Genomic DNA, 26939 nt, shown 5'->3' with positions numbered 1-26939 from the left:
TAGCCATGTCGACACTGACGGTAAAACTGGAAAGCTTACAAACTAGAGGTAAAGGCACTGAGCAGCGAATTGCCACATTTTTGTTGGATAATCGTGACAGTATGATTGCGATGAATGCCGCAGAATTAGCACAAGCTGCTGGGGTCAGTAGTGCGTCTGTTATCCGCTTTTCACGCCAGATGGGTTACCGTGGCTATCCTGAATTTAAAGTTGATTATTTGTCTGATGAAAAACAACATAAAGCGGAAAGCTTATACGGTAATCTGAGCCGTAATGATGGAACGGAGCAGATAATCGCTAAAACAGGGCAAATGTTTATTTCGGCAATTGAAAAGTCATTGGATTTACTAGAACCGTCAGTTATCGATGACGTTGCCCAAAAAATGAATAATGCGAAGCGGATTGTATTGTTTGGTGTGGGGTCATCAGCAATTGTTGCCAGTGATATTTACCATAAACTTATTCGTATCAACAAGCATGCATTATTCAGCTACGACTTACATGTTCAGTTAAGTTATTCTGCTAATTTAAACCAAGATGATTTAGCTATTGCAGTGACTGCTCGTGGGAATACTCAAGAAATCAACCAGATGTTGCGAGCTGCGAAAGAGACAGGCTGCCCGACGGTTGCTTTGACTCGTTTCGGGCAAGATGAAGCGGTGAAATTAGCTGATTTCAGTTTACCTTATTTTTATGATGAACAGCATACACAGTTAGGGATAATTACCCCCCAAGTGTTACAGATGATCATCTTTGATACGTTGTTTTTTAAATATCTTACGTTAGTGGATAGTGATGCAGACTTAGCATTACAAAAAGGGCGACAAGCACTGATACAAGGCAAGAGTTAATGATTGTAACAGAGTTAGCAATAGGTGCTCTAATTGGGCTGATTATCAGCACAACGGGGGTTGGTGGTGGAGTGATTGTTCTGCCCATATTAACCTATTTTTTTGGGCTTAACGCATTAGCGGCTGTCGCGACAGCTAATTTTCTTTCGATGTTGATGAAAGTCTCTTCTTCCTATATGCATTTTCGGTTAGGCAATATTCCTTTTAAAGGGGCGATGATTGTTTTAGCCATTATGTTGCCGAGTACTTTTTTATCAAGCCTTTTAGTGACTTGGCTTGGGGGATTGCCTGGGTATCAACTACAAGTCGAATGGGGGATTAACCTTTTAGTTGCTGCTGCAATTATTTTCTCGTTGTATTTATTTATTCAGAGAATGTTTTTTGTTTCAGTCATTAAGCAAAAAATGGTAGAAACCAACCAACTAAAAGCGATGGCGCTCCCTGCTATTCTAGCCGGCGTGGTGCTAGGTGCAACGGGGGTGGGTGGTGGTGTTGTTGTGTTACCTATGCTATTGCGATATATGCAGCTGAATATTAAACAGGCAATAGGGACATCAATTTTTGTGACGACGTTATTATCGGGTTCATCAGCTTTGGCTTATGCACAGGATGGCTATACCGATTTAAAATTGGCGTTGATATTATGTGCTGGGGCATTGATGGTGATGCCCCTTGCGAAATATTTATTGGTTCATTTGTCTGAGCGCACTTTCCAATATGTCACATTGTTATTGATTGCCTGTAGTGCGGTGATGATGACTATGAATTTATTTTCTTTTTAGTTTTATCGTGTTAGGGCTCAGCTTTGCCATTGATTGAGCTCTTTTTCCATTTCTTGATAAATAAATTGACGCTCATAGTTAAGTTCTTCATCATCGGATGATGAATACTGATTAAGTGCAAAAAACAGTAAAATAGCCGCAATTAAAGTAATTAATATACTAGATGTAAATTTTCCTCGGTTGGTTGCCTGTGGCGCAAGTACAAAAGCCCCACTAATAAATGCGCCAAGAACTGCACCGCCAATATGTGCCGCGTTATCAATCCCTGATTGCAAACCATTTACCAAAGTTAGACCTATCATGGCCATTATATTGTATAACGGGCGCTTTAACTGGTTTCGTTGTTCTATAGAAAGAGCAGGGTTATTGATGGCTTTTAAAAGGTAAATAACTGAGGCTGCGGCTAACCCCATAATGGCACCTGAAGCGCCAATACTAACAGTGATATAAACGGTATTATCGGGTAGATAAAGGCTGCTCCATGTATTTAATGAGGCTTGAGATGCCACTTCTTTTAATGCTTCTTGATATTGCCAATAAGCGCTGAAAAAGGCAGCTCCGATACCTGAAAATAGGTATATCGCGAGCATTCTAAATTTCCCATAGTTACGTTCGCATTCAATCCCAATAACAAACAAGGCCAACGTATTTAAAGCAAGGTGCATACCGCCTGAGTGCAATACCATACTGACTGGATAACGCCACCAATCCCCAGTTAATGAAAGTTGGTAAACATTGGCACCAAATAGCAATAAATTATTTTCTTGGGAATCGAGTGGGGCGGCATAATTGAGCTGATAAAAATAAACAACAATATTTAGCACCGCAATACAGAGCGTCAGGGCTATTGCCCATAGGGAAAATTTAGGTTTCTGCACAGTTGCTGCATTGAGGTCGCCAGTCATGTAAATATCCTATTAATCAGTCATGGACGTTATCTTAAATAAGTGATTTGTTTAGCGCAATTTATCATTATCTGAGAATACAGATTTTAGCTTTTTAGGGAATCGTAAAAACAAAAAAGGGGCCTAAGAGCCCCTTTCATACGCTTATTACGAATTAAAATGAAGTTCGTTTATAAGTGCGGTACTCCGGTTTCCAGAAATTACGTTCAATTGCTTCATCAAGTGCTTCATCCGAAGTTACGGTAGCAACACCTTGAATCTGTGCTTCTTTTGCAACTTGTTTAGCAATGATACGAGAAACGTGTTGGATATCAGAAAGCAAAGGTAATAACGCCCCTTTCCCTTCTTTTGCCAGAGGAGAACAGCTTGCTAACGCACGGCTGGCAGCCATTAACATACCATCAGTGACACGTTTAGCACCAGAGGCAATCACACCAAGGCCAATACCTGGGAAGATATAGGAGTTGTTACATTGTGCAATTGGGAACACTTGGTCTTTGTAAGACACTGGGCTAAATGGACTTCCTGTTGCGACTAAGGCCTTGCCATCCGTCCAATTGATAATATCTTCAGGGCGAGCTTCAACCCGCGAAGTTGGGTTCGATAATGGCATGACGATAGGGCGTTCACAGTGCTTATGCATCTCTTTAATGATTTCTTCTGTGAATAACCCAGCTTGGCCAGATACACCAATTAATATGGTTGGTTTGGCATTACGCACCACATCTAACAGTGAAATTGAATCACTGTTAACATCCCAATCAGTTAAATTTCCACTGTTTTGGGTTAATTTGGCTTGGAAGTCGAGTAAATTAGGCAGTTTATCGGTTAACAGACCAAAGCGGTCAACCATATATATGCGTGAACGCGCTTCTTCGTCACTCAGACCCTCAGATTTCATTTGGGCAATGATTTGCTCAGCAATACCACACCCGGCTGAACCGGCGCCTAAGAAAGTGACGCGTTGGTCGCTTAACTTACTACCAGCAGCATGGCTAGCTGCAATTAAGCTACCAAGTGCGACGGATGCAGTACCTTGAATATCATCATTAAAACAGCAGAGCTCATCACGGTAGCGGTTTAACAACGGCATTGCATTCTTCTGTGCAAAATCTTCAAATTGCAGCAATACATTTGGCCAGCGGCGTTTTACCGCTTGTACAAATTCTTCGAGGAATTCGTTGTATTCATCGCCAGTGATCCGTGGATGACGCCATCCCATATACAGGGGGTCATTCAGGCGTTGTGGATTATTGGTCCCCACATCAATAACGATTGGCAGGGTATAAGCTGGGCTGATCCCCCCACACGCAGTATATAAAGAGAGTTTACCAATTGGGATGCCCATTCCACCGATACCTTGGTCACCAAGACCTAAGATACGTTCACCATCGGTTACAACGATGACTTTTACGTTTTGTTTGGTGGCATTTTGTAGCATGTCGTCGATGTATTCACGGTTCGGATAAGAAATAAATAAACCGCGTGCACGACGATAAATATCAGAGAAATGCTCACAGGCTTCACCCACCGTAGGGGTATAGATGATTGGCATGACCTCTGTAAGGTGGGCATCAATAAGGCGATAAAATAAGGTTTCGTTGGTGTCTTGAATATTTCTTAAATAGATATGCTTATCAATATCTGATTTAAAATCAATTAATTGGCGGTAAGCACGCTCAACTTGTTCTTCGATGGTTTCAACTTGTTCAGGCAGTAATCCATGTAAGTTAAAACTTGCGCGTTCTTCTTCGGTGAACGCACTTCCTTTATTCAGTAAAGGAAACTCAAGCAAAATTGGGCCAGCGTAGGGTATATAGAGAGGGCGTTTTGTTTCGTATTCATGTTCCATGAAATATCACTCTTCGGACGATTAATCAACAAAGTCAGGGTAGATCCTAAGCTAAACAGCAAATATGTACAGTAAATAATGATAAAAAAGCGTTAAAAAATTTACTGAAAAATATTGTGCATATGATAAGGAGTTTAAGCGCGAAAGGGAATGAAAGCTGTCAATGGTGTACTCATTACGGTGGGTAGATCACGGTTAGGCAAGTATGAATGAATTCTTTTTATCTCAACGGTTTTTTAAACAATGGTTTAACTTCCTGATGGATAAATTCTCTTAATGTTTTTTTCACTGTTTTTAATGAGTTAGTGAGTGAAAAAATTAGTTTACTGTAAGCGAAATTATATTTTCAAACATCATATATTGCTGCAAGTTTTAAATTTATATAAGTTGAATTTTATTTTATATTTCATTTTTCACTAAGGAGTTTTATGAATTTAATTAATGGGGTGTTAAGAAATAAGCGTATTTATATATTACTTATTATGGCATTTCTAGGAGGAATGAATCACTCAAGAGCAGACTATAACCCAATAGAAACACTAAGGAATATTGACAACTATTTCTATGAAAACAAATATGGTTCATCAATTTTTGGTCGAGTTATAACAGATTATTTTTATTTGGTGATGAAAGAAAAAAACAAAACAATTAATAAAACATTGATAGACAAAATAAATTATGACCATGCATTAGAAATGCTTCAAGTATTGAAGCGAAAAGCGAGGAAACAGAGTACAGGTGAAAAAGTCTCTCATGATATGACCTATAAAGAAGCAGATGAAATACACTATCTGGTTATGTTACGTAATAAAATACCGGAAGAAGCTTGGGTTTTAGGTGTGGTATTTTCTGTATTAGATGAAAAAGAAAAAGAATTTTATTGGCAAAAAATTATGGCAGCTTCCGGAGACCGTGGCCAGGAATTATCGGTAATATACAGCTTAATGAAAGTGATGTTAGAAAAGGAAAAGAAGGCCACTAAAAAACAGAAAATCATTATTAATAAATGGTATGAACGTATGAGTAAAACATTATCTTTTGCTAAATCATAGTTTTCATTTAAATAAGTTTAAAAATTAAATGTTATATAAATGTTAAGGTTTCAATTATTATGAAATTATATTTTGGTTTGATTCTACCGTTATTATTATTCTCTCATATTTCTTATGGGGAGAACCGCCCCGGTTTTGTTTGTGGACAGTTTAATAAGAATATTATCGAAGTTCCTAGTGAGTATGTTTTTCCATTTGCTGAATATGAAGGGTATAGCTATTTTGATCCAAGGTTTGTTGAAAACAAAAAAGGGTGTGAGGCTAATTTTAGAATTCTGCCAATGAGGATGTCATGGCCAGAAATGAAACCAATTGATTCAAATGAAAATATAAAAATAATTAGAGTATCTATTGAACCACTAGATGGAGATGTTAATGGCTATCTAGAGTATAAAAGATACTTATATCTTGATAGAGGAGAGGAGAAAATAAAAGGCGAGGTATTGTATGATGAAAAAATAAATCTTTACTTTAGCGATGTTGAATTAAAGAGGATGAAAAAAAATATTGATCCGGAATATTATAAAAACAGATACTATTGGGAGTTGAAAAATAATGATGTAAATACTTTATTTGAATGTATTTGGATTCCATTTAGACAGGAGTATAGTGACTGTGATGCTATTTTTTTAATTGAAAACATTGGTGTTAAAGTTAGGTTAAATATGATTTTTGATGATTTAATTATGTGGGAAGAAATAAAGAATGATATTGTTATATTTTTAAACCAGAAAATGATAAATAGGAAATGATAAATGAATAATGTAACTAGTAGAAAAGGGAATATGAAATTAAATTGGACTGATACGTCTAAGGCTTTAAAAATATTAATTTTAACTAAAAAACCAGAATTGATGTATGAATATTTAGAAAGCAAAGGGGATCGATATGCTCCGTTAGCTAATAGTGTGGTAAAAGGGGACTCTTTTTCAGGTGCTTTTGCGTTAAATTATTTAGAAGAAGTAACAATAGAAAATGGTAAAAAATTTAATGAGGATAAAGTTAACAATATACGATTCGATATGGCTTATGGTTATGTCAAAATTTTACGAGACAGATTCACTGAGGAAGGCATAGAAATAAAAGGTGATATAACCCATGAAGAAGCAATGAAATTTCATGAACGTGTTTTTAGTAAATATGGCTTACCTGCGGAATCCTGGACCTTACAACCTGTTTTTGATGTACTATCAAACGGAGAAATAAGGGAGGTGTATTGGCAAAAGGCATTGGATGCGGTAGGTAATACAGAAAAAGAAACTGAATTAAGTTTAAGAACTTTAAATATTATGTTTGAAAGTTTATATGATGCCCCTGCTAGTAAGCAACCTCAAATACACCGTTGGCTTAGAAGGGTTGTAGACATAGACAATGCTGTGGATGGAGTAACCATTAGTCTTAAAAAGACATATGGTTCCATTGTAACACCTACAATTAAAACTAATATAGATAATATTAATGCGCTAGTGTACGAAACAGGTAATCCATTAATCGATAGAGGAACTAATAGGTTTTCATTTTGGAATTTCCCATCTGGCGATAATAATCGACTTTCTGTACAAACAGATTGGCGTGGTCAAACGGAATTTACACATAAAAATCTATTGTCTGAATATTATTTAGAAAGACCTGACTATATATTACCAGAAACAGGCTTATTTAACTCACCATCAATTAATTACCAACCTAATATTAATCATTATGATCGTATGATTGATAATTTAAGAGACAATATGTCATCAATGAATTCATTCGATAGTTCTTTTAATAACTATTTCTCAGACAGAACAGCATCAAATATTCCCTCTCGATTTTCTAGCTATTCATCAAATTCATTTTTTAGTTAGTTACTGAATTAAAGTTTTATCAATTTATTAAAAACATATGAAACATAAAAAATGGTTATTGCCAATAATTAGCTTGTTGACAATAACCATACATGGAACATGAGAGAACATTAATCCAAATAAGCTAATTCAATATTTTGGCAACCTAGTGCCTGTAATGTATTTTCGGTAACACACCAATGTTTGATAATCGCATCTTGTTTTTCAACAAATTTAGCTTGGTCGATGGCATGAATATCTTTACCTGCTAGGTTAATCATAATTAAAGCGGCTTGCAGTGGCGGTAAACTTGGGTTGAATGCGGCATTTTCTGCGTAGCGGCCTGTAAACAGTGAGCCATCTTTCAACTGTAACGCAATACCTGAATGGGCCTTACTATAAGGTGCATGGGATTGGTTTGCAGCCTCAATTGCTGCACTTAATAACCGGTCACGGCTTTGGTTTTTATAACCATGGTCAACAGTGTCTAGCAGTAGTGTAGTAATATTGAGGTCAGAGGGCCCAAATGAGTCTGGTAAATAGTGGTGTAGTACCGCAGGTGTGCGGCCTGGTAAATTCACCATAATTTTGCCACCTTCGCGTAATTCATTCATAAATTGGCGGCAGTGCCCACATGGTGTGTAATTCACGGTAATTGAGGTAATTTGTGTTTCACCTTTCATCCATGAATGGGTTATAGCGCATTGTTCTGCATGAATGACTTGCCCCATTGATACGTGGCTAAATTCCATATTGGCACCAAAGTACAAATTACCACTTGCACCGCAAGCGATTGCACCAACTTGAAAATGGGAGATAGGTGTGACGGCATAGGCTGCGGCAAAAGGTAACAATGCAAAAGCTAATTCCGAATCGTTAATACCACTTTGTGTTTTAATATTTTTAACTTGTTCTGCGGTTAACATCCCCGAAAAATCGGACTTATCGATGATAGGTCTAAGTACAGACTGTAACTTTTCTGGAAGCTCGGCCCAAGCGGCCTTAAATCTTGAATGCATGAGTTACCCTCCCTATTTAATTGTTTTCATTCTATTCAATAATACGTAGAACAATATGTGACTAAAGTCACTATTTTAAATGAAACATATGAAACAAATTCTTGAATTGAGAGAAGTATCTCATGTTTTAATGTGCGCTAGTGAGTAAGAGGCTGATTAATTCCTCTTACTCATATGATTAGTTATTTTCTTAGTGAGTTAAGCTTAGCTAAAAAGATGTAAAATGACAGGAAATATAAACGGAGCAATAAGTGAAGTGATCACACCACAGGTCATTAGTGCTAGTGAGCTATAAGCCCCTTCAATATAATTCACTTCAGCGCAACGTGCGGTGCCTAAGGCGTGAGAAGCGGTTCCCATTGCAAGGCCTCTAGACGCGTGGGTTCGAATACGCAGCACATCAAATAAGCTATGGCCGAACATGGCGCCTAAAATCCCAACAAACAACACACAAGCAGCACTAATGGCAGGGACCCCACCAACCGAATCAGCAACAGCCATCGCAATAGGGGTAGTGACCGACTTAGGTAAAATAGAACCTGCGATATCAGGGGTTGCACCTAACCAGAGTGCAATGGCTGCACCACTGAACATAGCCACTAAGCTACCAGCAAAACAAATGCTTAATAAGGATTTCCACTGAGCGCGGATCTGGTGCATTTGCTCATAAAGTGGAAAAGCAAGCGCGACGACTGCAGGTTGCAGTAAATCATTGAGTATTTTGCTACCTGCAAAATAGTGCTCATAGGATGTGTTAGTTAAAACTAATAGCGTAATAAGCACCGCTATTGTGACCAATAGTGGGTTTAAAATTGGTAATTTAAATTTTACTGACAGCTGGCGTGCTAAATAAAACACTACAATAGTTAGCGGCAATGACCACCAAATATGCGCTAGCATTAGTCCTCCCCCTTAGTTTTATCATTATTAATAACCGAAGAAATAGGTTCTTCAGGGGGTAACGGAACTTCATCTGGTTTAGCGCCAACGACAGGGCGTTCTTTATGGATATAGTTTGAACTGATAGCAACAACGACCATGACGATTAAGGTACTGACCACACAAGAAACGATGATAGGAACCATTTGTTGACTGATTAATTCATAGTAATTCATTATGCCAACACCAATAGGAACAAACAGAATGGTCATATTTTTCAATAAAATACTGCAACCGGGTTGGGCCCAGTGAGCTGGAATTATTTGTAATGCAAGCAATACAAATAAGATTAACATACCGACAATGCTGCCGGGAATGGAAAAGGGAAGTAGTGCGGAAATAAGGTTTCCGATAATCAGGCAGAGGTAAAGTATTGCAAAAGCGCACAAATATTGCCACCCCGTTATCAGTACCTGCTTAAATGACATGAGACTGGTCCTGTTATGTAATATCTATTCATCATACAATTAACTTTATAATTGTGCTACCGATCACAATAAAAAGGCAATAAAAAAGTGGGGAGTTTTTAGCTCCCCACTTATAACAAATAACTGGATTACTGCATATGCTCGTTATTTAACTTGCATACCTGGCTGTGCTCCGTTATCAGGGCTGAGCAGATAAATATCTTTTCCACCAGGGCCTGCTGCCATTACCATACCCTCTGAAATACCAAAGCGCATTTTACGTGGCGCAAGGTTTGCAACCATCACGGTTAAACGGCCTTCCAATACTTTTGGATCTGGATAAGCAGAGCGAATACCAGAGAATACTTGGCGAGTTTCACCACCAATATCTAGTTGTAATTTCAAAAGTTTATCAGAGCCTTCAACAAAATCAGCGTGTTTGATTAACGCGATACGTAGGTCTATTTTAGCGAAATCATCAAAAGTGATAGTGTCTTGGACAGGATCGTCAGCCAAAGGCCCAGTAACTTGCTGGATAGGTTTGATGCTCTCTTTTGAGGCTTCAACCATCGCATCTACTTTTGCCATTTCAATACGGTTAAATAGCGCTTTGAACGGTGCGACGCTGTGGTTCAATAATGGGGTGTTAATCGCATCCCATGCAAGTTCCGTATTTAAGAATGCTTCCGCACGTTTAGTCAGGCCTGGTAAAACGGGTTTCAGGTAAGTCATGAGAATTCGGAACAAGTTAATACCCATAGAGCAAATATCTTGCAGCTCTTGGTCTTTACCTTCTTGTTTCGCGACCACCCAAGGGGCTTTCTCATCTACGTAACGGTTAGCGATATCGGCCAGAGCCATAATTTCACGGATAGCTTTATTGTATTCGCGGTTGTTATAGTCCTCACCAATGATTTTTGCAGCATCGACAAACTGTTGGTATAGCTCAGGTTCAGCTAAGTTTGCTGATAATTTGCCATCAAAGCGTTTAGCGATAAAACCTGCATTACGGGAGGCTAGGTTAACCACTTTATTGACGATATCACTGTTCACTCGTTGTACGAAGTCTTCTAAATTCAAATCGATATCATCAATACGTGAAGATAGCTTCGCTGCATAGTAATAGCGTAAGCAATCAGCATCTAAATGATCTAAATATGAACGTGCAGTAATAAAAGTACCGCGCGATTTAGACATTTTTGCACCGTTTACCGTGACATAGCCATGAACAAATAAATTTGTCGGTTTACGGAAATTACTGCCTTCTAGCATGGCTGGCCAAAATAGGCTATGGAAATAGACGATGTCTTTACCAATAAAATGGTAAAGATCAGTTTTTGAGTCCTTATTCCAAAATTCATCGAAATCGAGATCACCGCGTTTATCACAGAGGTTTTTAAATGAGCCCATATAGCCGATAGGAGCGTCAAGCCAGACATAGAAATATTTCCCCGGCGCATCAGGAATTTCAAAACCGAAATAAGGCGCATCACGAGTGATATCCCATTGTTGTAGGCCTGATTCGAACCATTCTTGCATTTTGTTTGCGACTTGTTCTTGTAATGCGCCTGAGCGAGTCCACGCTTGAAGCATGTCGCTAAATGCAGGAAGATCAAAGAAAAAGTGTTCGGAATCACGCATTACAGGTGTAGCACCAGAAATCACCGAACGTGGATTAATTAATTCCGTTGGGCTATAGGTTGCGCTACACACTTCGCAGTTGTCACCGTATTGGTCTTCAGCTTTACATTTTGGGCAAGTGCCTTTAACGAAGCGATCAGGTAAAAACATGCCTTTTTCTGGGTCGAAAAGCTGTGAAATGGTTCGGTTTTTAATAAAACCGTTATTTTTCAGCTTCCCATAAATCAGTTCTGATAATGTTTTATTTTCTGCACTATGTGTTGAGTGGTAATTATCATAGCTAATGGCAAAACCAGCAAAATCGTCCTGATGCTCTTGGCTCACTGCTGCAATCATTTCTTCGGGAGTAATACCGAGTTGCTGCGCTTTAAGCATGATTGGCGTACCGTGCGCGTCATCGGCACAGATAAAGTGAACCTCTTTGCCGCGCATTCGCTGATAACGGACCCAAATATCAGCCTGAATATGTTCCAGGATATGACCAAGATGGATTGAACCGTTAGCATAGGGTAACGCACAGGTTACCAGTGATTTATTCGCGACTTGAGACATAGTAACTTTCTTACTTCCATTATTTGAAAAGGGTCTTTGATGTTAACCGATCAAAACCATCGCTGCTAGGGGTATAAAATATTAATTGGAAATTTGTTTAAAAAAGAAATTGTTATCTGAGACACCATAAAACTTTGTCATTCAGTTCACTTTAGGGGGGGAGATTAACTCTTCGTGGCTTTTCCTGAGCTTAGCTTCACTATTTTTTGTGTTCTCTGTTATGATTAATCTTAGTCAAAGTATATTCAGCGGATCTTCGGTAGTTTACTGAGTTTGATAAACCTAGAGACGCTATTTAGGATATACATAGTTCAAAAATATAAATAAAGGAGCCGGGATGAACGATAAATCCCCCGAGCAAAACAAACCAGAACTGTTGACTGAACAAGTCTCCAAGGTTTTGGCTTCATTTACACACCCAACGCTGCAACGTAATTTGATTGCTATTAAAGCATTACACCACTGCGCAATGTTGGACAATGTGCTGCATGTCGAGTTAGTGATGCCTTTCGTTTGGAAAGGGCCGTTTCAAGCATTAATTAGCGAAAAAACAGCAGAATTAAAACAACAAACCGGCGCACACGCAGTTGAATGGAAACTTCGTCATGATATTACGACGTTAAAACGAGCAAATGATTTGCCCGGTATTAATGGTGTTCGTAATATCTTAGCGGTGAGTTCAGGTAAAGGTGGTGTTGGTAAATCAAGTACCTCGGTAAACTTAGCATTAGCTTTGGCGCAAGAAGGGGCTAAAGTCGGTATTCTTGATGCGGATATCTATGGCCCATCAATTCCGAATATGTTAGGGACCACACTAGAGCGCCCTACATCTCCTGATGGTCAGCACATGGCACCGATAATGGCTTATGGTCTAGCAACGAATTCAATCGGTTATTTAGTTACTGACGATAATGCGATGGTTTGGCGTGGCCCAATGGCAAGCAAAGCATTAATGCAAATGCTCCAAGATACACTATGGCCAGATTTAGACTATTTAGTTATCGATATGCCACCAGGAACGGGTGATATTCAACTCACACTGTCACAAAATATCCCAGTAACCGGTGCAGTGGTTGTTACTACCCCACAAGATATCGCATTAGTTGATGCCATGAAAGGTATCGTGATGTTTAAGAAAGTGAATGTCCCTGTACTGGGAGTGGTCGAAAATATGAGTGCTCATATTTGTAGTAATTGTGGCCATGTTGAACCAATTTTTGGTACTGGTGGCGCAGAGAAATTAGCAGAAAAATACCATACTAAGTTATTAGGGCAGGTTCCACTGCATATCTCTCTACGTGAAGACTTAGACCGCGGGCAACCGACAGTTATGCGTGACCCTGAAGGTGAGTTTGCGGATATTTACCGTGAAATTGCGTCAGGTATTTCTGCACTTATGTATTGGGAAGGGGATAAAATCCCAACGGAAATTTCTTTCCGTGCGGTTTAAGTTATCGCAAAGTAGAAACCATTATTGAGCGCTAAAAGTAAACTAGCTTAATAAGTGAAATAGGGGGTAAGCGCGGCTTTTCCCCTTTTTTATTAGCAAATGTTCTGAGTTGTATTTTTCTTTTTGTTTTTTATATCTCTTATAACGGAAAAATGTTTACCTAAACTTTCTATTTTTCTGATTTATATGCTTAGCGTTTCTTTATTGCTTAATGTTCGCGTAGAATAGCAGCATATCTTGTTTAATCAGTTGTCTTCCTGCGGGTAAGCCCTAAAAGGTGATTATGAAATTTTTAATTTTTATTGTTGTTATAGCGATTATTATTTTTTACTTTTATAACCGCATTGTGGCATTGCGTGAAGCGGTTATTTCTAGTGAAACTGAAATTTCAGTTCAATTAGATCGCCGTGGAAAAGTATTTGATAGTTTGCTTGCAACGGTTAAAAAATATTTAAGCCATGAAACCGAAGTTTTCAGTAAAATTACTGAACTACGAACCCAAGCACAAAATGCAACAGGGGATAAAGCACGAGAAGCGGAAGATGCGCTGTCTAAAATGGTGACTAGTGGCGCTATCAATGTTGCGGTTGAAGCTTATCCAGAGTTAAAGTCAGATGCGATTATGGCCAATTTGCAAGAGGAAATCGTTTCTTCTGAGAATAAACTTTCTTTTGCCAAACGTGGTTATAACCGTTCATTAGAAACGTATAACGCTTATATAGCCTCAATGCCAGCTGCACTGATTGTTGGTATTATTCCGAGCTTAAAAATATCTAAGGAATACTGGCGTCTTGATGAAGAAACGATTAAATCTGAAGAATCACGTCGTATTAACTTCGATTAAATATCGTTTTAATTCATAATATTGAAAAATCATTGGGGTGCTGAGGTTCCTTCTAGACAGCATTCCAATGTTTTGTAGTATTGTAGAGAACAGGTCATTTTATGGATTTTAGAAACGTCATACGCAAAAATAATATTCGTACTCGTTTAGTTGTGATGAGTTACATTTTGCTAATGTTAGTCATTGGTTTACTGGCGGATATTGCAACGCACCCAAATGAACAGCTAGATTTGTTTGATAATGCGATGGAGTTTGTGACGTTTCAAGAGTGGCCTATAGCGACATTTATTGTTCTAGGTTTGACATTTCTTGGGTTGATTTATATTCATTTCAGAGGACATAAAATGATGCTAGCGGGAATGAACGCTAGGGAAATCACTCAGGAAAATGCAAAAAGTTCTGAAGAAAAACAACTGTTCAATATTATCGAAGAGCTTAGTTTGAGCGCTAGTTTAGGTTATATTCCACGTTTATATATTTTAGATACTGACGAGCCGAATGCTTTTGCTGCGGGGTGGAACAAACGTAATGCCCTTGTGGGAGTGACCCGAGGTTTGCTTCAAAGCCTTAATCGACAGGAGGTTCAGGCCGTTTTAGCTCATGAAGTGGGGCATATTATCCATGGGGACTCAAAATTAACCTTGTATGTGGGTATTTTAGCAAATGTTATTTTGACGGTGACCAATTTATTTAGCCAAATCTTTATTCGCACGGCTGGGCGAAGCAGAAATAATGCCGCTAATAAGGCTCAAGTTATTTTACTAGTCCTTAATTTCGTTTTACCGTGGATAACACAAATTCTTTATTTTTACTTATCTCGCACACGTGAATATATGGCAGATGCAGCCGCAGTCGATCTGACATCTGATAACCAAGCCATGATCAGTGCGTTGAAAAAAATATCTGGGAAGCATGAAACCCATGAGTACGATGAGCGAAGTACTGGTCAGGCTTATCGAAAAGCGGCTTATATTTTTAATAAGGGAGATTCAGTTTTTTCTACACACCCATCTATTGAAAACCGCATTGCTGTCTTGGAAGGTAAAAAGCAATTTTAATAGTAAAATAAATACAGCGAGTATTGATTAGCGGCTTTTCTTCAAATATTGGCGTTTTTTTAGCAAACTTTGCCGAGGGATGCTGGAACAACACGTCATTACCCCCTATAATTCCGCCAACATAACATTTCTATGTTATGTATTTTCATTTCTAAAATATTTAACCAGGTTATCATTTTATGACTGACATAGCGCATCACTGTACCATTGTAGGTATATCGGGAGCCTCTGCATCTGGCAAAAGCTTAATTGCAAGCACTCTATATCGAGAACTTAGGGAAAAGGTCGGTGATCATAATATAGGTGTTATTCCAGAGGACTGTTATTATAAAGACCAAGCAGATATTCCAATGGAAGAACGGCTTAAAGTAAACTATGACCATCCTAATTCAATGGATCACAGCTTGCTTTATGAGCATCTTAAATCACTGAAAAGTGGTCAAGCAGTAGAAATTCCTCAATACGACTATGTCGCTCATACTCGCAAACAAAAAACCATTACGTTTAAACCTAAAAAAGTCATTATCATTGAAGGCATTTTATTGTTAACTGATAAACGCTTACGTGGTGAGATGGACTTTTCTATTTTTGTTGATACTCCACTCGATATTTGCTTGATGCGCCGCATTAAACGTGATGTAAATGAAAGGGGCAGAACACTTGATTCTGTCATCGAACAATATAATAAAACTGTGCGCCCAATGTTTTTGCAGTTTATTGAACCGTCTAAGCAATATGCTGATATTATTGTACCTCGCGGTGGTAAAAACCGGGTTGCGATAGATGTCTTGAAAGCAAAAATTGGTGAATTCTGTCAAGATTAACAAATTAGCGCAGAGACTAAAATAATGAAGGGGGAAACAACCATGCGTCTATGTGACCGCGATATTATTCAATGGATGGATGATGGTAAATTAGTCATTAGCCCACGCCCACCCGTTGAACGGATTAATGGTGCAACCGCTGATGTTCGACTGGGTAATCAATTCCGTGTTTTTCGTGGGCATACCGCTGCATTTATTGACCTGAGCGGTCCCAAAAATGAGGTTAATGCCGCGTTGGATCGTGTAATGAGCGATGAAATCGTGCTAGGTGAAGATGAACCATTTTTCCTACATCCAGGGGAATTAGCACTTGCAGTGACGCTTGAGTCTGTTACGCTCCCTGACAATCTTGTTGGTTGGTTAGATGGTCGTTCTTCACTAGCAAGGCTGGGTTTGATGGTGCACGTAACAGCACATCGAATCGATCCCGGCTGGCATGGTCAAATCGTGTTAGAGTTTTATAATTCTGGGAAATTGCCTTTAGCGTTACGTCCGGGTATGGTGATCGGTGCTTTAAGTTTTGAGCCATTATCTGGTAGTGCAGACCGCCCATATAATAGCCGTCAAGATGCTAAATATAAAAACCAACAAGGTGCAGTAGGTAGCCGGATTAGCGAAGACTAAGCACTGTAATTTTGCGGAACTTGTTGTTCTTGAAGGATATGAGAAGCAATTTCCGCCCATTTTCAGGGATAGCCGTGGTGTAAGTTCGCTTTTATGATGGGCGCTGGTGGGTTTTAAGAGAGGGAAGCATGAAACGTTTTTTAACGACATTGATTATTTTACTTGTGGTCATTGTTGCGGGTTTGACAACACTTGTGATGCTAGTAAACCCCAACGATTTCCGTCATTACATTGTGGAACAAGTAGATAAAAAAAGTGGATATCAGCTTGAATTCAATGGGGATATGCGTTGGCATGTTTGGCCTACACTCAGTATCATTACGGGGCCGATATCTCTCACTGCTCCTAATGCGACAACTCCTGTTCTTAGTGCGGAAAACATGCGCCTAGATGTTGAATTATGGCCGCTTATTTCTCATAAGCTCTCCGTTGAGCAAATTGTGATTGATGGTGCGGTCATTCGCAAAACACCAGAAAGCGAACCCAAAATTCACACTAATGCCCCAGTAGCCCCTGGCGGAACAGCGCCATCATCCTCTCCAACAGAAAAAACTAATTGGTTATTAGATATAGAAAAAATCAATATATCCAATAGCTTAGTTATCTGGCAAACTGCTAAAGACGAATTTAATTTACGAAATATAAATTTATCATTGAAAAAAAGTGATAAAAAACAAATCGCAGCCAAATTCAGTGGTAACTTGAATAAAAACCAGCAAGAACTTATTTTTGATACACGGGCTGATATAGATTTATCTAATATTAATCAAAAGATTAGTGGGAAGTTGACACAATTTGACTATAAATTAAGTGGTGTTGATTTACCCGAAAACGGTATAGAAGGGCAGATTACCAGCGATTTCCTGTATTCAAAAGGGAAAATAGAAAATGCAAGTTTGAGTAATTTGTTGATCAAAGCCAATGAGAGTAGCTTAACGGGCAATATCAGTATCCAATTAACAGATATCCCAAAAGTGGCGATTGAGTTAGTTTCAGATAAATTAGATTTAGATAACTTACTTGGTACAGCAGCGGCTGATTCTAATTCAACGGCTGAGACAAATAATAACCGTGTCGGTGTTAAACCTGTGATATCAGGTTCAAATACTCAACAGTATGATTTATCTGGTTTACAGTCTTTTACCGCAGATATTAATTTAGCTATTAATCATTTAGTTTATCGTGGAATGACAGTAACTGATGTGGTTTTTGAGGCACAAAACCAAGCTCCACGTTTTAGCGTTGCTAAACTGCAAGGGAAAGCGTTTGGTGGGGATTTCTCATTGCCCGTCACCTTGAATTACCGCTCAACTCCTGCTTATGTTTCAGCTAAGCCAAAATTTAACCATATCGATTTAACACCATTACTAAAAGCATTTAATATGCCGCAGAAAATAAGCGGTATTATTTCGTTAAATGCAACCTTATCGGGTATTGGGTATGATGATTATGCGGTAAAAAACCAATGGCAGGGGCCGGTTAGCTTTGAATTGAGAAGTGCCAAATTACAAGGCTTGAATATCCCACAACTAATTCAGCAGTCGGTTTCTCGTGTTACGAATAAAATAAATGCTCCCGTTAATACTGGTAATTATACGGAAGTAGATTTATTCAAGGTAGCTGGTATTTTGAATAAAGGTAATTTAAATATATCCTCCATGCAAGCGACCTCTGCCTTGGTTAATATTAATGGTCAAGGGAATATGAATATCCCTAATGAAACTATAGATGTTAATTTAGGTGTGAATATCGCCAATGGTTGGGGAGGGGATTCACGCTTGGTTAAACAGCTACAAGAGATGACAATTCCTCTGCGGATATACGGTAGCTGGTATAGTTTACAGTACCAGCTAGATGTGGAAAAACTCTTGCGAAATGAATTACGAACTCAAGCTAAAGAAGCCATTGGTAATTTCTTAAAAAAAGAAGAAAATAAAGGGCTTAATGATTTATTAAACGCGCTTTAACTTAAAAAAACGCCCTTTATTGGGCGTTTTTTATAAGTGCAAATGGACATTAATAGTAGCCATTTCCATTTTTATAATCTTCTTGCCTTTGTTTTGTGTTTTCAAAGGTATTGTTAGTCTGCTTAACTGAACTATCCCTAGATAAATAGTTATTTCTTCCTTCACTTTTTATAAATTTTCCAGCTGTATTATTTAATTTATCTTCTAATTTGCTAAGCGTTTTTTCTTTATTACTATTGTGCTGATAAGTTGAACGCCCTAATTCATTCTTATAGTGTTGAATATTATCTTTTAAGTTTAATAATATGTTATTAAACTTATTCATTGTATCTTTAGGTAGGGTAATTTTACACCTTCGACCATCTGAGGTGCCTATTTTTTTTATTTGTTTAGAAATTAAATCTAAGCTTTTAGATATGTGATTTCTTAAATCCTTGATATCTTGCTTATGGATTGTTTTCTCTGATGTAATCAGTAATTCTTTTTTGGTTAAGGCATCAATAGATTTATTTTCTGAGAGTTTACTCGTGGTCTCTTGACTAGATAACTCTTTCATTTGGCTGTTTTCTAAAAAGCGGACTTTCTTTTTAGAAGCCATAGGATATTGTTCAGTATTATTTTGAAGTCGATTCGCGGTAACAGCAACCTTTCCTGATGATTTATTTGTAGTTTGATTAATCTTCTGTGTTTGCAACGTATTTATATTTGGAGACTGAGTTTTTATATGCATAGTGTGACCTTTATTAAAGATTAGGTATATTCAATGCTATAAATTATTCAGTATTTCAATGATTATTCTTTTAAAAAACGATGTTGTTTTTATTTACCGCTATTAAATAGCCATTTCTTACTAAAAGTGAAACAAAAAATACCGGCTCAGAGGCCGGCATTTATTTTGTTTAGAACTAAAGGTTAGTCATCTTCAAATTCATAGCCATCACCTTCAGGTGCTGGCGGTGTAATGAGCACTTTATTAACACGATGACTGTTGACTTCAAGTGGTTGGAATACGCAGCCATTGATAGTCACTTGTTCGCCTACTTCAGGAACGCGCTGTAAGTGTTCCATTAGTAAACCTGCAATTGTTTCATATTCACGCTTATCGTCTAATTCCATTGGGATAAACATGATCAGGTCTTCAAGTGGCATAAAGCCGTTGGCAATCCAAGTACCATCATCCAGTTTTTGAATATCGTGGCGTGAGTCATTTTCTTCATCACCAACGGGCAAGTTACCCGCGATTGTTTCCATTACGTCGGTCAATGTGACGATACCTTCGATAGAGCCAAATTCATCCACAACAAACGCAAAGTGTGTATGGGCTTTACGGAACTGTTCTAATGCTTTTAATAGTGATAACCCTTCAGGGAAAATTAGAGGTTGCGTGATTAATGCACGCAAATTAAGCGGTTTACCACGAAGCTGTTGTTTGACTAAATCCATTACATGAACAACACCAACAGGTTCATCACTAATTGTTTCATCTATAACCACTAAGCGTGAATGCGGGTTTTTCTCCATCAATTGCAGTAAATCGGCGGAGGATTTATTGATGTCGAGGTAATCCACATCATGACGTGAGGTCATAATACTCTCAACGTTACGTTGTGCCATACCTAAGACACGCGCAATCATCAAACGTTCTTGCGGGTCAAAAACAGATTGGTTATCCGCAATCAGATCTGATGTGTGAGGGTCTAATTCGCCTCTTTCTGCTTTACCACTTAAAATACGCAATACCGCTTCAGCAGTACGTTCGCGCAGAGGCCTTGTTCCCGTCAGGAATTTACGGCGATTGAACTGCGCAAATTGGTTAAGAACTTCAATCATGATAGAGAAGCCGATCGCAGCATATAAGTAGCCTTTCGGTATGGCATAACCGAAGCCTTCGGCAACTAAGCTGAAACCAATCATAAGTAAGAAGCTTAAACACAGTATGACAATGGTGGGGTGGTTATTGACAAAGCTAGTCAACGGTTTACTTGCCCAAATCATCAACAGCATTGCAATAGTGACTGCGGCAATCATGACGCCAATATGGTCAACCATACCGACAGCTGTAATGACAGAGTCAAGAGAGAAAACCGCATCAAGAACAATGATTTGTGCAACAACAGCCCAGAAATTCGATGTTTTTCGTTGAGTATTAGTGTGCTCGTCTTTACCTTCTAGTCGTTCGTTTAGCTCCATTGTTGCTTTGAACAATAGGAATAGCCCCCCGATCAACATGATCAGATCTCGAGCGCTGAAAGGATGCTCAAAGAGTGTCAATATTGGTTTCGTTAGCGTAATTAGCCATGACAGGCTAAAGAGCAGGACAACGCGCATGATAAGTGCAAGCATAAGCCCCGTTACACGGGCTCTATCACGCAACTTAGGCGGGAGTTTGTCAGCTAGAATGGCGATGAAAACGAGGTTATCTATACCAAGAACGATTTCTAGAACGATAAGGGTAGCGAGGCCCGCCCAAATCGAAGGATCTGCGATCCATTCCATACAGTTTGTTTTACCTTCTGATATGACGGCTTATGCCGACAGGTGAATAATGCGGTTTGTTGAACTAAATATCAATAAAAATTCACTTTAGTTAGATATTTTTTGACAAAAAAAGTCGTGAATACGTCATCGATTGCATCAATAACTACCATGCTGCACAATCCTAGGTTAATATGTGATCCCGTTAACAGAATGTCAGCACTATCAAGGCTGACTTGGTCCTAATCAGACAGGAGTTTTTCATGTCAAAGCAGCAGATTGGTGTTGTCGGAATGGCTGTCATGGGGCGCAATCTTGCGCTGAACATTGAAAGTCGCGGTTATTCAGTGTCTATCTTTAACCGTTCTAAAGATAAAACAGATGAAGTTATCGCCGAAAATCCAGGGAAAAAATTAGTTCCCAACTATACAATTGAAGAGTTTGTTGACTCTCTGGAAAAACCACGCCGCATCTTGTTGATGGTTAAAGCGGGTGAAGCAACAGACAAAACAATTGCCTCGCTGACTCCTCATTTGGACAAAGGTGATATCTTAATAGATGGTGGTAACACTCTTTATAAAGATACTATCCGTCGTAATCGCGAATTATCTGAACAAGGTTTCAACTTCATCGGTACAGGTGTTTCTGGTGGTGAAGAAGGTGCATTGAAAGGCCCTTCAATCATGCCTGGCGGTCAAAAAGAAGCTTATGAATTAGTTGCTCCAATTTTAAAAGAGATTGCAGCGAAAGCAGAAGGCGAGCCATGTGTGACTTATATTGGTCCAGATGGTGCAGGGCACTATGTCAAAATGGTTCACAATGGTATCGAATATGGTGATATGCAATTAATTGCAGAAGCATATTCATTGCTAAAAGGCTCATTGAACTTAAGTAACGAAGAATTGGCAGACACCTTTGCAGAGTGGAATAAAGGTGAGTTAAGCAGCTATTTGATTGAAATCACAGCAGATATCTTCAAGAAAAAAGATGAAGATGGTAAATATCTGGTTGATGTGATCCTTGATGAAGCAGCAAATAAAGGGACAGGTAAATGGACTAGCCAAAGTGCTCTTGATTTAGGCATTCCTCTGACTCTGATCACTGAATCTGTATTTGCGCGTTATATTTCATTCTTGAAAGACCAACGTGTAGCCGCCTCTAAAGTATTAAGTGGCCCAGTATTAAAAGCAGTTGATGGTGATAAAAAAGCATTTATTGAGAAAATTCGCCGTGCGTTATATCTAGGTAAAATTGTTTCTTATGCGCAAGGTTTCCAACAGCTGAAAGCGGCATCAGATGAATATAATTGGGACCTCAACTACGGTGAAATCGCGAAAATTTTCCGTGCGGGTTGTATTATTCGTGCTCAATTCTTGCAAAAAATCACTGACGCTTATAACCAAGATGCAAAAATTGCCAACTTGCTGTTAGCGCCATATTTCAAACAAATTGCCGATGAATACCAACAAGCTCTGCGTGATGTTGTTTGTTATGGGGTGCAAAATGGCATACCTACACCAACGTTCTCAGCAGCAATTTCTTACTATGATAGCTACCGTTCAGCGGTATTGCCTGCAAACTTAATCCAAGCGCAGCGTGACTACTTTGGTGCTCACACTTATAAACGTACGGATAAAGACGGTGTTTTCCACACAGAATGGATGGAATAATCCGTCATCATTGATTATTGATGACATAAAAGGCGCTAGGTTTAGCGCCTTTTTTGACTTTTAAGCACCGTAAAATGGTTAATTTATAACGATGAGTAAATCGCTTATTCGGTATCGAATATAGCTTTTTTATAATTTATAACAGCGAATATTTTTAAATTATATTTTATCGAGTCTAGGCATGGTTTATGCGTAACTTTCTTATTTTATTGCTTTTATTAGTATTACTTGGTCCATTAGGGATTGATTTATATTTGCCGACAATACCTGATATTGCGAGGGATTTAGGTAGCAGTGAGTCGGTGATCCAGTCAACGATAGCACTGTTCATTCTCGTTCTGGGGTTAGGGCAATTAATTTCGGGCCCACTAGTGGATAGATATGGACGAAAACCTGTCGCGATTGCAGGTATGGTGCTATATATCATCGGTGCAGGTGTTGCGATTGTAGCAACGACACCGGCAGTATTTATTGCTTCTCGTTTATTGCAGGGAGTTGCGGTTTGTTGCACTTCTGTAGTGGCTTTTAGTTGTGTGCGCGACCGGATGAATGGTACAGAAGCGGCGCGAGCTTTCGGTTTTCTAAATGGTACACTCAATATTGTTCCTGCATTGGCCCCATTATTAGGGGGGGTATTGGCAGAGGCTTGGGGGTGGCGCGCGCCATTTTGGTTCCTTGCACTGTATGCGTTGGTAATATTAGTACTGATTATCATATTATTACCGGAAACACGGCCAACAAATTTGCCAGCAGTAAAAACGACCCAACTTAAAACCTATTGGCGGATTTTGGGTGACCGTCAATTTATCATTTTTGCTTTGGTTAATGCAGGGACTATGGGGATGGCACTAACTTATGTTTCCCTTGCGCCCAGTGTTCTAATGGGGGATGCACAACTTACCCCACTAGAATTTTCTATTGTATTTGGAATAAATGGTTTTTGGATCATGTTTGCCAGCTATATTGCCAATTACTTTATTCATAAAATTGGCCGGCCAACTTGTTTATTAGTGGGCAGTACGATGATGGCATTAGGTTGTTTAGGGTTGCTGCTTGGTTTTATTTTACTCTCTGAACAAGTGCAAAATCATTGGGCTGTGTATATGTTACCTGTCGCATGTGCTTGTACCGGCCTTGCCTTTATGATGGGCACCGCAACAAGTTATGCCTTAGAACCATTTGGTAACGAAGCCGGGACGGCTTCTGCGTTAGTGGGGTTTGTGCAAATGGCAGGAGGAGCAGGGTTAGGGTTATTTGCCATTGCTTTACCTATCGCCCCGAAACTATCCCTAGCGATAGTTATGTTAATTGGTTGTATTTTTGGCTTAGTTGCAAGAAAGGCGAGCTTAAAATTAACTAAAGACGAAAGTCATTAATTATTAATGCTATTCAAGGCTCGATTAGCTAGCAATGTTAATTGAGCCTTGAGATTACTTTATGCTAATACCTTATATCAACATTAAACTATTTCCCCATTAATTGTTGTTGGGTGTTTTAGGGTTTTTATTTCGATATCTTCAGTGTGAACTATTTTATTATTAACATAAATATTCACTTTTACTGGGTTAAGCTTCCATTCAATATTGACATGGTATTTATTCATCAGGCCCTCTTTCATTCTAAAGGCATGCAGTTGGTATTTATTAATTGTGCCATCTTGTAATATTACTTCTAAATATGGTGAGTCAGGGGAAATGTGTTCATCAGGTCGATAAACCATGCCGAAAGAACCATAGAGAGGTATACAGCTTTGCCTTTCAAACTTGCCGTCGGGGTCATAAAACCCGGTTAAGGTAATAATAGGGACGCCTTGTTTATCAGGTTTTTTATATATCCCTTGGCTCTCTATTTTTTGCCAAGTATGGCCATTCGAAATATAAGATAGTATTTTGTCTTTAGTTATTTTACTTTCAACGCTATTGACGATTACGTTACTACTCCAGTCTGCAAATGAGCTTATTTTTATGATTGAGCCTTTATTTTTAGGCGTGGCAGGAGGGAAAATCATATTAGGAGTATGGTAGCCATTACCACTTTGTATGTGAATAAACTTATATTTCTCTGCAAAAGTATTAAGTTTTTCATCGGTTAAATTTTCCCCATTCTTTGTCGAATAATGAAAGAATATAAGTTCTGAAAGATCAGGGCTGGCATCTACCATTTCTGCTTTTTCAGAATCCCATTTTTTATAACCAGTCGTCGATTCAGGGGAAAATATATAACTATTTTGAAGCCGTTTTTGAATTGCAGCTAATGAATTTGGTGTGTAAGCGGTAAAAGAATTATAGTTTGAGTCGAAAGGGTAGCCACTAGACATTGCATCAGTATTAAATACCCCGTCGTGTGACAAGTTAGGAATAAAATAATTGTACTCACAATCCCATAGCCATGATGAGTTTTTTTTATCGGGTGTGGTGTGTGTTCCGCCTTCAGGACCGCCGTGATAATCACCTAAGCCAAAATTATGACCTAATTCATGGCTAACCTCATTTCCCTTTGATTCATATAATGTGGCTTTTCCACCGCCTCCCGACCAACCATGATGTTGTATGCCATTTTCGTATACGCCAACAGAATTATGCATGGTTACTTGGAATGTGGGGAGAAATGATGGAGCTGATGCCTGAGAACTATTAATACCATAGTTGGCTGAATTAATGCCGTCAGAAATGAGGTCTTTGGCAATCTCATGTCGCATATTCCCGTCATGACCACCCCCTTCGCCTGTTGCTTTATCAATAAATAGCTCACCACGAGGGGTAACAACTTGAGTTAAGTAGACGGGGTCAAAACGAGTTACAATCAATGTCGCAGCGGGGACTGTTTGGCCATATTGGCGGTTTAACTCATGGTTATTTTGAAAGTCAAACTCATTCCTTGGGGGGGTTAACATACCAATATCTATAGTGTTAATCATCAGGATATTGGGAGCACCAATTTTCACATCATTAAGCGCTCCTGTAGACTCAAGGGTATTGAACTCAAAGCGTATCCCCGGTTTTATATATTCTTTAGGAATGATAGCTGACCAAGTATTTTCTGAATAGGCGAGGTTTTCAAGCGGGGCGCTTGTGGTAGGTTCTGTTATCGGGAGCCATTTTTTTTTAATATCATAAATAAAAGTGATTTTTTCGCCTGTTTTTAGCTCATATTTTTTACTGCCGTAGAAAATAGAACTGGTATAAGAAGCTTCGGATGAAAACATAACTTTCTTATTATGGAAAAAGTCATTAGCGTTAAGTCGAAATTTTGGCGCCCAATTCCCATCACTAGTTGCTATTTTTATCGTTTCATTGTGTGCGATTAGCTGGTTAAAAGATTCACTATCATTGGTGATTTTTTGGATTTGTGAGTTATCACTAATGAGTAAGTCATATAAACTGCCGTCTATTATAGAAGGTGAAATAGCTAATGGTGGGGGAGCAGCAATGGGAGTGTTTTCCCATACGCCATCAAAGTTACAAACGAGAAGTCGTTGTTCACCTTTTTTCAGTGAGACAATATTATTATTGAAGCTAATCTCCGTTTGTTTTTTAGTTTTGGATGAAAACAGTATTTTTTTACCACTATGCTGCTTGTTATTAATTAAGTAAATTTTTTTAACCCAATCATTATCTGTTAATTCAAGTTCTATACTCGAGTGAATTTTAAAATATTGGTCTAAATTATTTGTGTCAGTTCTGCCCTCTTTTCGGGGGGCGAGTAATTGAGTAAATCCTTTTAGTTTAAATTCGAAAGAAGATGGTGTAACCCGGTAGTACTCAGATATTTCTACATCCTTCTTTGTTTGCCATCGGCCATTTCCATCACAAATAAAAATAAGGCTGTTGTTTTTTTTCAGTGAGGTATGCTTATTACCATATTCAATTTTTACGGTTTTATTTGAATCATTGTAAATAGAGATGTATTTATAGCTATATTCAGTATTATTATTAATTACAAAGGTTTTCTGCGGGGAAGGGTCATTGAATATTATGTTTATTTTATCATTTATTTTAATTAACTTATCAAAGTAAATGGGGTTTTCTGTTGCCTTTTTTAGGTCATCATTATGGTTAATAGTCAGGTCAAATTTATTTGTTTTATTAAAATAGCGAGGTAATAAGTCAGTTTCTGGAATATGGTTATTTGCAGTGGGGGGGAGTTTTGAAGGGGGAAGAAGCTCTTTAGTTATTAATAAGTTGTTTTTTTTATCAAATAT

General features: G+C 38.5%; 22 protein-coding genes. 13 read left to right on the top strand and 9 right to left on the bottom strand.

What is annotated here, in order from left to right; genetic code table 11:
• The first annotated feature begins 5 nt into the window (after positions 1-5).
• Together ACIPUA_RS20615 and ACIPUA_RS20610 are read left to right on the top strand one after the other, a co-directional pair.
• Positions 6-851, top strand: coding sequence for a MurR/RpiR family transcriptional regulator (locus ACIPUA_RS20615; RefSeq protein WP_042846574.1), 846 nt, complete (start codon positions 6-8; stop codon positions 849-851).
• Entirely contained in the window at positions 851-1633 is a 783-nt protein-coding gene (locus tag ACIPUA_RS20610; protein WP_042846573.1) for a sulfite exporter TauE/SafE family protein, read from the top strand. The genes ACIPUA_RS20615 and ACIPUA_RS20610 overlap by 1 nt, the downstream gene beginning before the upstream one ends.
• 17 nt (positions 1634-1650) lie before the next feature.
• On the opposite strand, the gene ACIPUA_RS20605 is transcribed toward ACIPUA_RS20610, so the two are convergent.
• Together ACIPUA_RS20605 and ACIPUA_RS20600 are read right to left on the bottom strand one after the other, a co-directional pair.
• A complete protein-coding gene (locus tag ACIPUA_RS20605; protein ID WP_042846572.1) occupies positions 1651-2538 on the bottom strand; it encodes a rhomboid family intramembrane serine protease in 888 nt (295 codons plus the stop codon).
• Positions 2539-2692: 154 nt separating this feature from the next.
• A complete protein-coding gene (locus ACIPUA_RS20600) occupies positions 2693-4390 on the bottom strand; it encodes an NAD-dependent malic enzyme (RefSeq protein ID WP_129466758.1) in 1698 nt (565 codons plus the stop codon).
• A gap of 428 nt (positions 4391-4818) precedes the next feature.
• Here ACIPUA_RS20600 and ACIPUA_RS20595 point away from each other — a divergent pair, with 428 nt between their 5' ends.
• The 3 genes from ACIPUA_RS20595 to ACIPUA_RS20585 are packed head-to-tail and all read left to right on the top strand — an operon-like array spanning position 4819 to position 7289.
• Complete coding sequence (locus ACIPUA_RS20595; RefSeq protein WP_042846570.1) at positions 4819-5442, top strand: hypothetical protein; 624 nt, start codon at positions 4819-4821, stop codon at positions 5440-5442.
• Positions 5443-5501: 59 nt separating this feature from the next.
• A complete protein-coding gene (locus ACIPUA_RS20590) occupies positions 5502-6194 on the top strand; it encodes a hypothetical protein (protein WP_048606514.1) in 693 nt (230 codons plus the stop codon).
• 3 nt (positions 6195-6197) lie between these two features.
• Positions 6198-7289: a serine protease gene (locus tag ACIPUA_RS20585; protein ID WP_071547868.1), complete on the top strand. Its 1092-nt coding sequence runs from the start codon at positions 6198-6200 to the stop codon at positions 7287-7289.
• A gap of 110 nt (positions 7290-7399) precedes the next feature.
• Here the strand turns inward: ACIPUA_RS20585 and cdd are convergent, their stop codons facing one another.
• From cdd to metG, 4 genes are all read right to left on the bottom strand, one after another.
• A complete protein-coding gene (cdd, locus tag ACIPUA_RS20580; RefSeq protein ID WP_272579343.1) occupies positions 7400-8287 on the bottom strand; it encodes a cytidine deaminase in 888 nt (295 codons plus the stop codon).
• Positions 8288-8491: 204 nt separating this feature from the next.
• The gene (locus ACIPUA_RS20575) at positions 8492-9187 is read right to left on the bottom strand and encodes a CidB/LrgB family autolysis modulator (protein ID WP_042846566.1); all 696 of its coding nucleotides are present in this window, start codon (positions 9185-9187) and stop codon (positions 8492-8494) included.
• Positions 9187-9654: a CidA/LrgA family protein gene (locus tag ACIPUA_RS20570; RefSeq protein ID WP_449060093.1), complete on the bottom strand. Its 468-nt coding sequence runs from the start codon at positions 9652-9654 to the stop codon at positions 9187-9189. Before ACIPUA_RS20570 ends, ACIPUA_RS20575 begins: the two co-directional genes overlap by 1 nt.
• A gap of 144 nt (positions 9655-9798) precedes the next feature.
• Positions 9799-11826, bottom strand: coding sequence for a methionine--tRNA ligase (metG, locus tag ACIPUA_RS20565; RefSeq protein WP_042846564.1), 2028 nt, complete (start codon positions 11824-11826; stop codon positions 9799-9801).
• Positions 11827-12163: 337 nt separating this feature from the next.
• On the opposite strand from metG, the gene apbC reads away from it, so the two are divergent.
• The 6 genes from apbC (at position 12164) to asmA (ending at position 18593) form a co-directional block, all read left to right on the top strand.
• Entirely contained in the window at positions 12164-13276 is a 1113-nt protein-coding gene (gene apbC / locus ACIPUA_RS20560) for an iron-sulfur cluster carrier protein ApbC (protein ID WP_042846563.1), read from the top strand.
• Positions 13277-13559: 283 nt separating this feature from the next.
• Positions 13560-14120, top strand: a complete 561-nt coding sequence (locus ACIPUA_RS20555) for a LemA family protein (protein ID WP_042846562.1) — start codon at positions 13560-13562, stop codon at positions 14118-14120.
• Between the two features lie 101 nt (positions 14121-14221).
• On the top strand, positions 14222-15178 hold the full coding sequence (gene htpX, locus ACIPUA_RS20550) for a zinc metalloprotease HtpX (RefSeq protein WP_042846560.1): 957 nt from the start codon (positions 14222-14224) through the stop codon (positions 15176-15178).
• A 179-nt stretch (positions 15179-15357) separates the two neighbouring features.
• A complete protein-coding gene (gene udk / locus ACIPUA_RS20545; protein WP_042846559.1) occupies positions 15358-16002 on the top strand; it encodes a uridine kinase in 645 nt (214 codons plus the stop codon).
• Positions 16003-16044: 42 nt separating this feature from the next.
• A complete protein-coding gene (gene dcd, locus ACIPUA_RS20540) occupies positions 16045-16626 on the top strand; it encodes a dCTP deaminase (RefSeq protein ID WP_042846558.1) in 582 nt (193 codons plus the stop codon).
• Positions 16627-16754: 128 nt separating this feature from the next.
• Positions 16755-18593: an outer membrane assembly protein AsmA gene (gene asmA, locus ACIPUA_RS20535; protein ID WP_048606515.1), complete on the top strand. Its 1839-nt coding sequence runs from the start codon at positions 16755-16757 to the stop codon at positions 18591-18593.
• Positions 18594-18642: 49 nt separating this feature from the next.
• On the opposite strand, the gene ACIPUA_RS20530 is transcribed toward asmA, so the two are convergent.
• Together ACIPUA_RS20530 and ACIPUA_RS20525 are read right to left on the bottom strand one after the other, a co-directional pair.
• Complete coding sequence (locus ACIPUA_RS20530; protein ID WP_071547870.1) at positions 18643-19323, bottom strand: hypothetical protein; 681 nt, start codon at positions 19321-19323, stop codon at positions 18643-18645.
• Between the two features lie 182 nt (positions 19324-19505).
• The gene (locus tag ACIPUA_RS20525) at positions 19506-21089 is read right to left on the bottom strand and encodes a TerC family protein (RefSeq protein WP_042846555.1); all 1584 of its coding nucleotides are present in this window, start codon (positions 21087-21089) and stop codon (positions 19506-19508) included.
• A gap of 242 nt (positions 21090-21331) precedes the next feature.
• Between ACIPUA_RS20525 and gndA the strand changes: the two genes are divergently transcribed.
• Together gndA and ACIPUA_RS20515 are read left to right on the top strand one after the other, a co-directional pair.
• Positions 21332-22738 carry an NADP-dependent phosphogluconate dehydrogenase gene (gene gndA / locus ACIPUA_RS20520; protein WP_042846554.1) on the top strand — a complete coding sequence of 469 codons (1407 nt, stop codon included), beginning with the start codon at positions 21332-21334 and terminating at the stop codon, positions 22736-22738.
• A 188-nt stretch (positions 22739-22926) separates the two neighbouring features.
• Positions 22927-24114, top strand: coding sequence for a multidrug effflux MFS transporter (locus ACIPUA_RS20515; protein ID WP_210846872.1), 1188 nt, complete (start codon positions 22927-22929; stop codon positions 24112-24114).
• An 83-nt stretch (positions 24115-24197) separates the two neighbouring features.
• On the opposite strand, the gene ACIPUA_RS20510 is transcribed toward ACIPUA_RS20515, so the two are convergent.
• The coding region (locus ACIPUA_RS20510; protein WP_449060092.1) for a M66 family metalloprotease at positions 24198-26939 on the bottom strand (2742 nt) is incomplete at its 5' end.

The organism is Providencia sp. AGC89, from assembly GCF_053543535.1.
Note: the sequence above shows the minus strand (reverse complement) of the source record. Positions and strands in the feature narration are given on the sequence as shown.

What these genes read in the sequence shown, in the direction of transcription:
- ACIPUA_RS20525 (WP_042846555.1), bottom strand. Translation starts at nt 21,089, where the DNA reads ATGGAATGGATCGCAGATCCTTCGATTTGGGCGGGCCTCGCTACCCTT.
- ACIPUA_RS20570 (WP_449060093.1), bottom strand. Translation starts at nt 9,654, where the DNA reads ATGTCATTTAAGCAGGTACTGATAACGGGGTGGCAATATTTGTGCGCT.
- ACIPUA_RS20615 (WP_042846574.1), top strand. Translation starts at nt 6, where the DNA reads ATGTCGACACTGACGGTAAAACTGGAAAGCTTACAAACTAGAGGTAAA.
- gndA (WP_042846554.1), top strand. Translation starts at nt 21,332, where the DNA reads ATGTCAAAGCAGCAGATTGGTGTTGTCGGAATGGCTGTCATGGGGCGC.
- ACIPUA_RS20515 (WP_210846872.1), top strand. Translation starts at nt 22,927, where the DNA reads ATGCGTAACTTTCTTATTTTATTGCTTTTATTAGTATTACTTGGTCCA.
- ACIPUA_RS20595 (WP_042846570.1), top strand. Translation starts at nt 4,819, where the DNA reads ATGAATTTAATTAATGGGGTGTTAAGAAATAAGCGTATTTATATATTA.
- ACIPUA_RS20585 (WP_071547868.1), top strand. Translation starts at nt 6,198, where the DNA reads ATGAATAATGTAACTAGTAGAAAAGGGAATATGAAATTAAATTGGACT.
- ACIPUA_RS20575 (WP_042846566.1), bottom strand. Translation starts at nt 9,187, where the DNA reads ATGCTAGCGCATATTTGGTGGTCATTGCCGCTAACTATTGTAGTGTTT.
- udk (WP_042846559.1), top strand. Translation starts at nt 15,358, where the DNA reads ATGACTGACATAGCGCATCACTGTACCATTGTAGGTATATCGGGAGCC.
- ACIPUA_RS20610 (WP_042846573.1), top strand. Translation starts at nt 851, where the DNA reads ATGATTGTAACAGAGTTAGCAATAGGTGCTCTAATTGGGCTGATTATC.
- dcd (WP_042846558.1), top strand. Translation starts at nt 16,045, where the DNA reads ATGCGTCTATGTGACCGCGATATTATTCAATGGATGGATGATGGTAAA.
- ACIPUA_RS20590 (WP_048606514.1), top strand. Translation starts at nt 5,502, where the DNA reads ATGAAATTATATTTTGGTTTGATTCTACCGTTATTATTATTCTCTCAT.
- ACIPUA_RS20555 (WP_042846562.1), top strand. Translation starts at nt 13,560, where the DNA reads ATGAAATTTTTAATTTTTATTGTTGTTATAGCGATTATTATTTTTTAC.
- asmA (WP_048606515.1), top strand. Translation starts at nt 16,755, where the DNA reads ATGAAACGTTTTTTAACGACATTGATTATTTTACTTGTGGTCATTGTT.
- ACIPUA_RS20530 (WP_071547870.1), bottom strand. Translation starts at nt 19,323, where the DNA reads ATGCATATAAAAACTCAGTCTCCAAATATAAATACGTTGCAAACACAG.
- metG (WP_042846564.1), bottom strand. Translation starts at nt 11,826, where the DNA reads ATGTCTCAAGTCGCGAATAAATCACTGGTAACCTGTGCGTTACCCTAT.
- ACIPUA_RS20600 (WP_129466758.1), bottom strand. Translation starts at nt 4,390, where the DNA reads ATGGAACATGAATACGAAACAAAACGCCCTCTCTATATACCCTACGCT.
- apbC (WP_042846563.1), top strand. Translation starts at nt 12,164, where the DNA reads ATGAACGATAAATCCCCCGAGCAAAACAAACCAGAACTGTTGACTGAA.
- htpX (WP_042846560.1), top strand. Translation starts at nt 14,222, where the DNA reads ATGGATTTTAGAAACGTCATACGCAAAAATAATATTCGTACTCGTTTA.
- cdd (WP_272579343.1), bottom strand. Translation starts at nt 8,287, where the DNA reads ATGCATTCAAGATTTAAGGCCGCTTGGGCCGAGCTTCCAGAAAAGTTA.
- ACIPUA_RS20605 (WP_042846572.1), bottom strand. Translation starts at nt 2,538, where the DNA reads ATGACTGGCGACCTCAATGCAGCAACTGTGCAGAAACCTAAATTTTCC.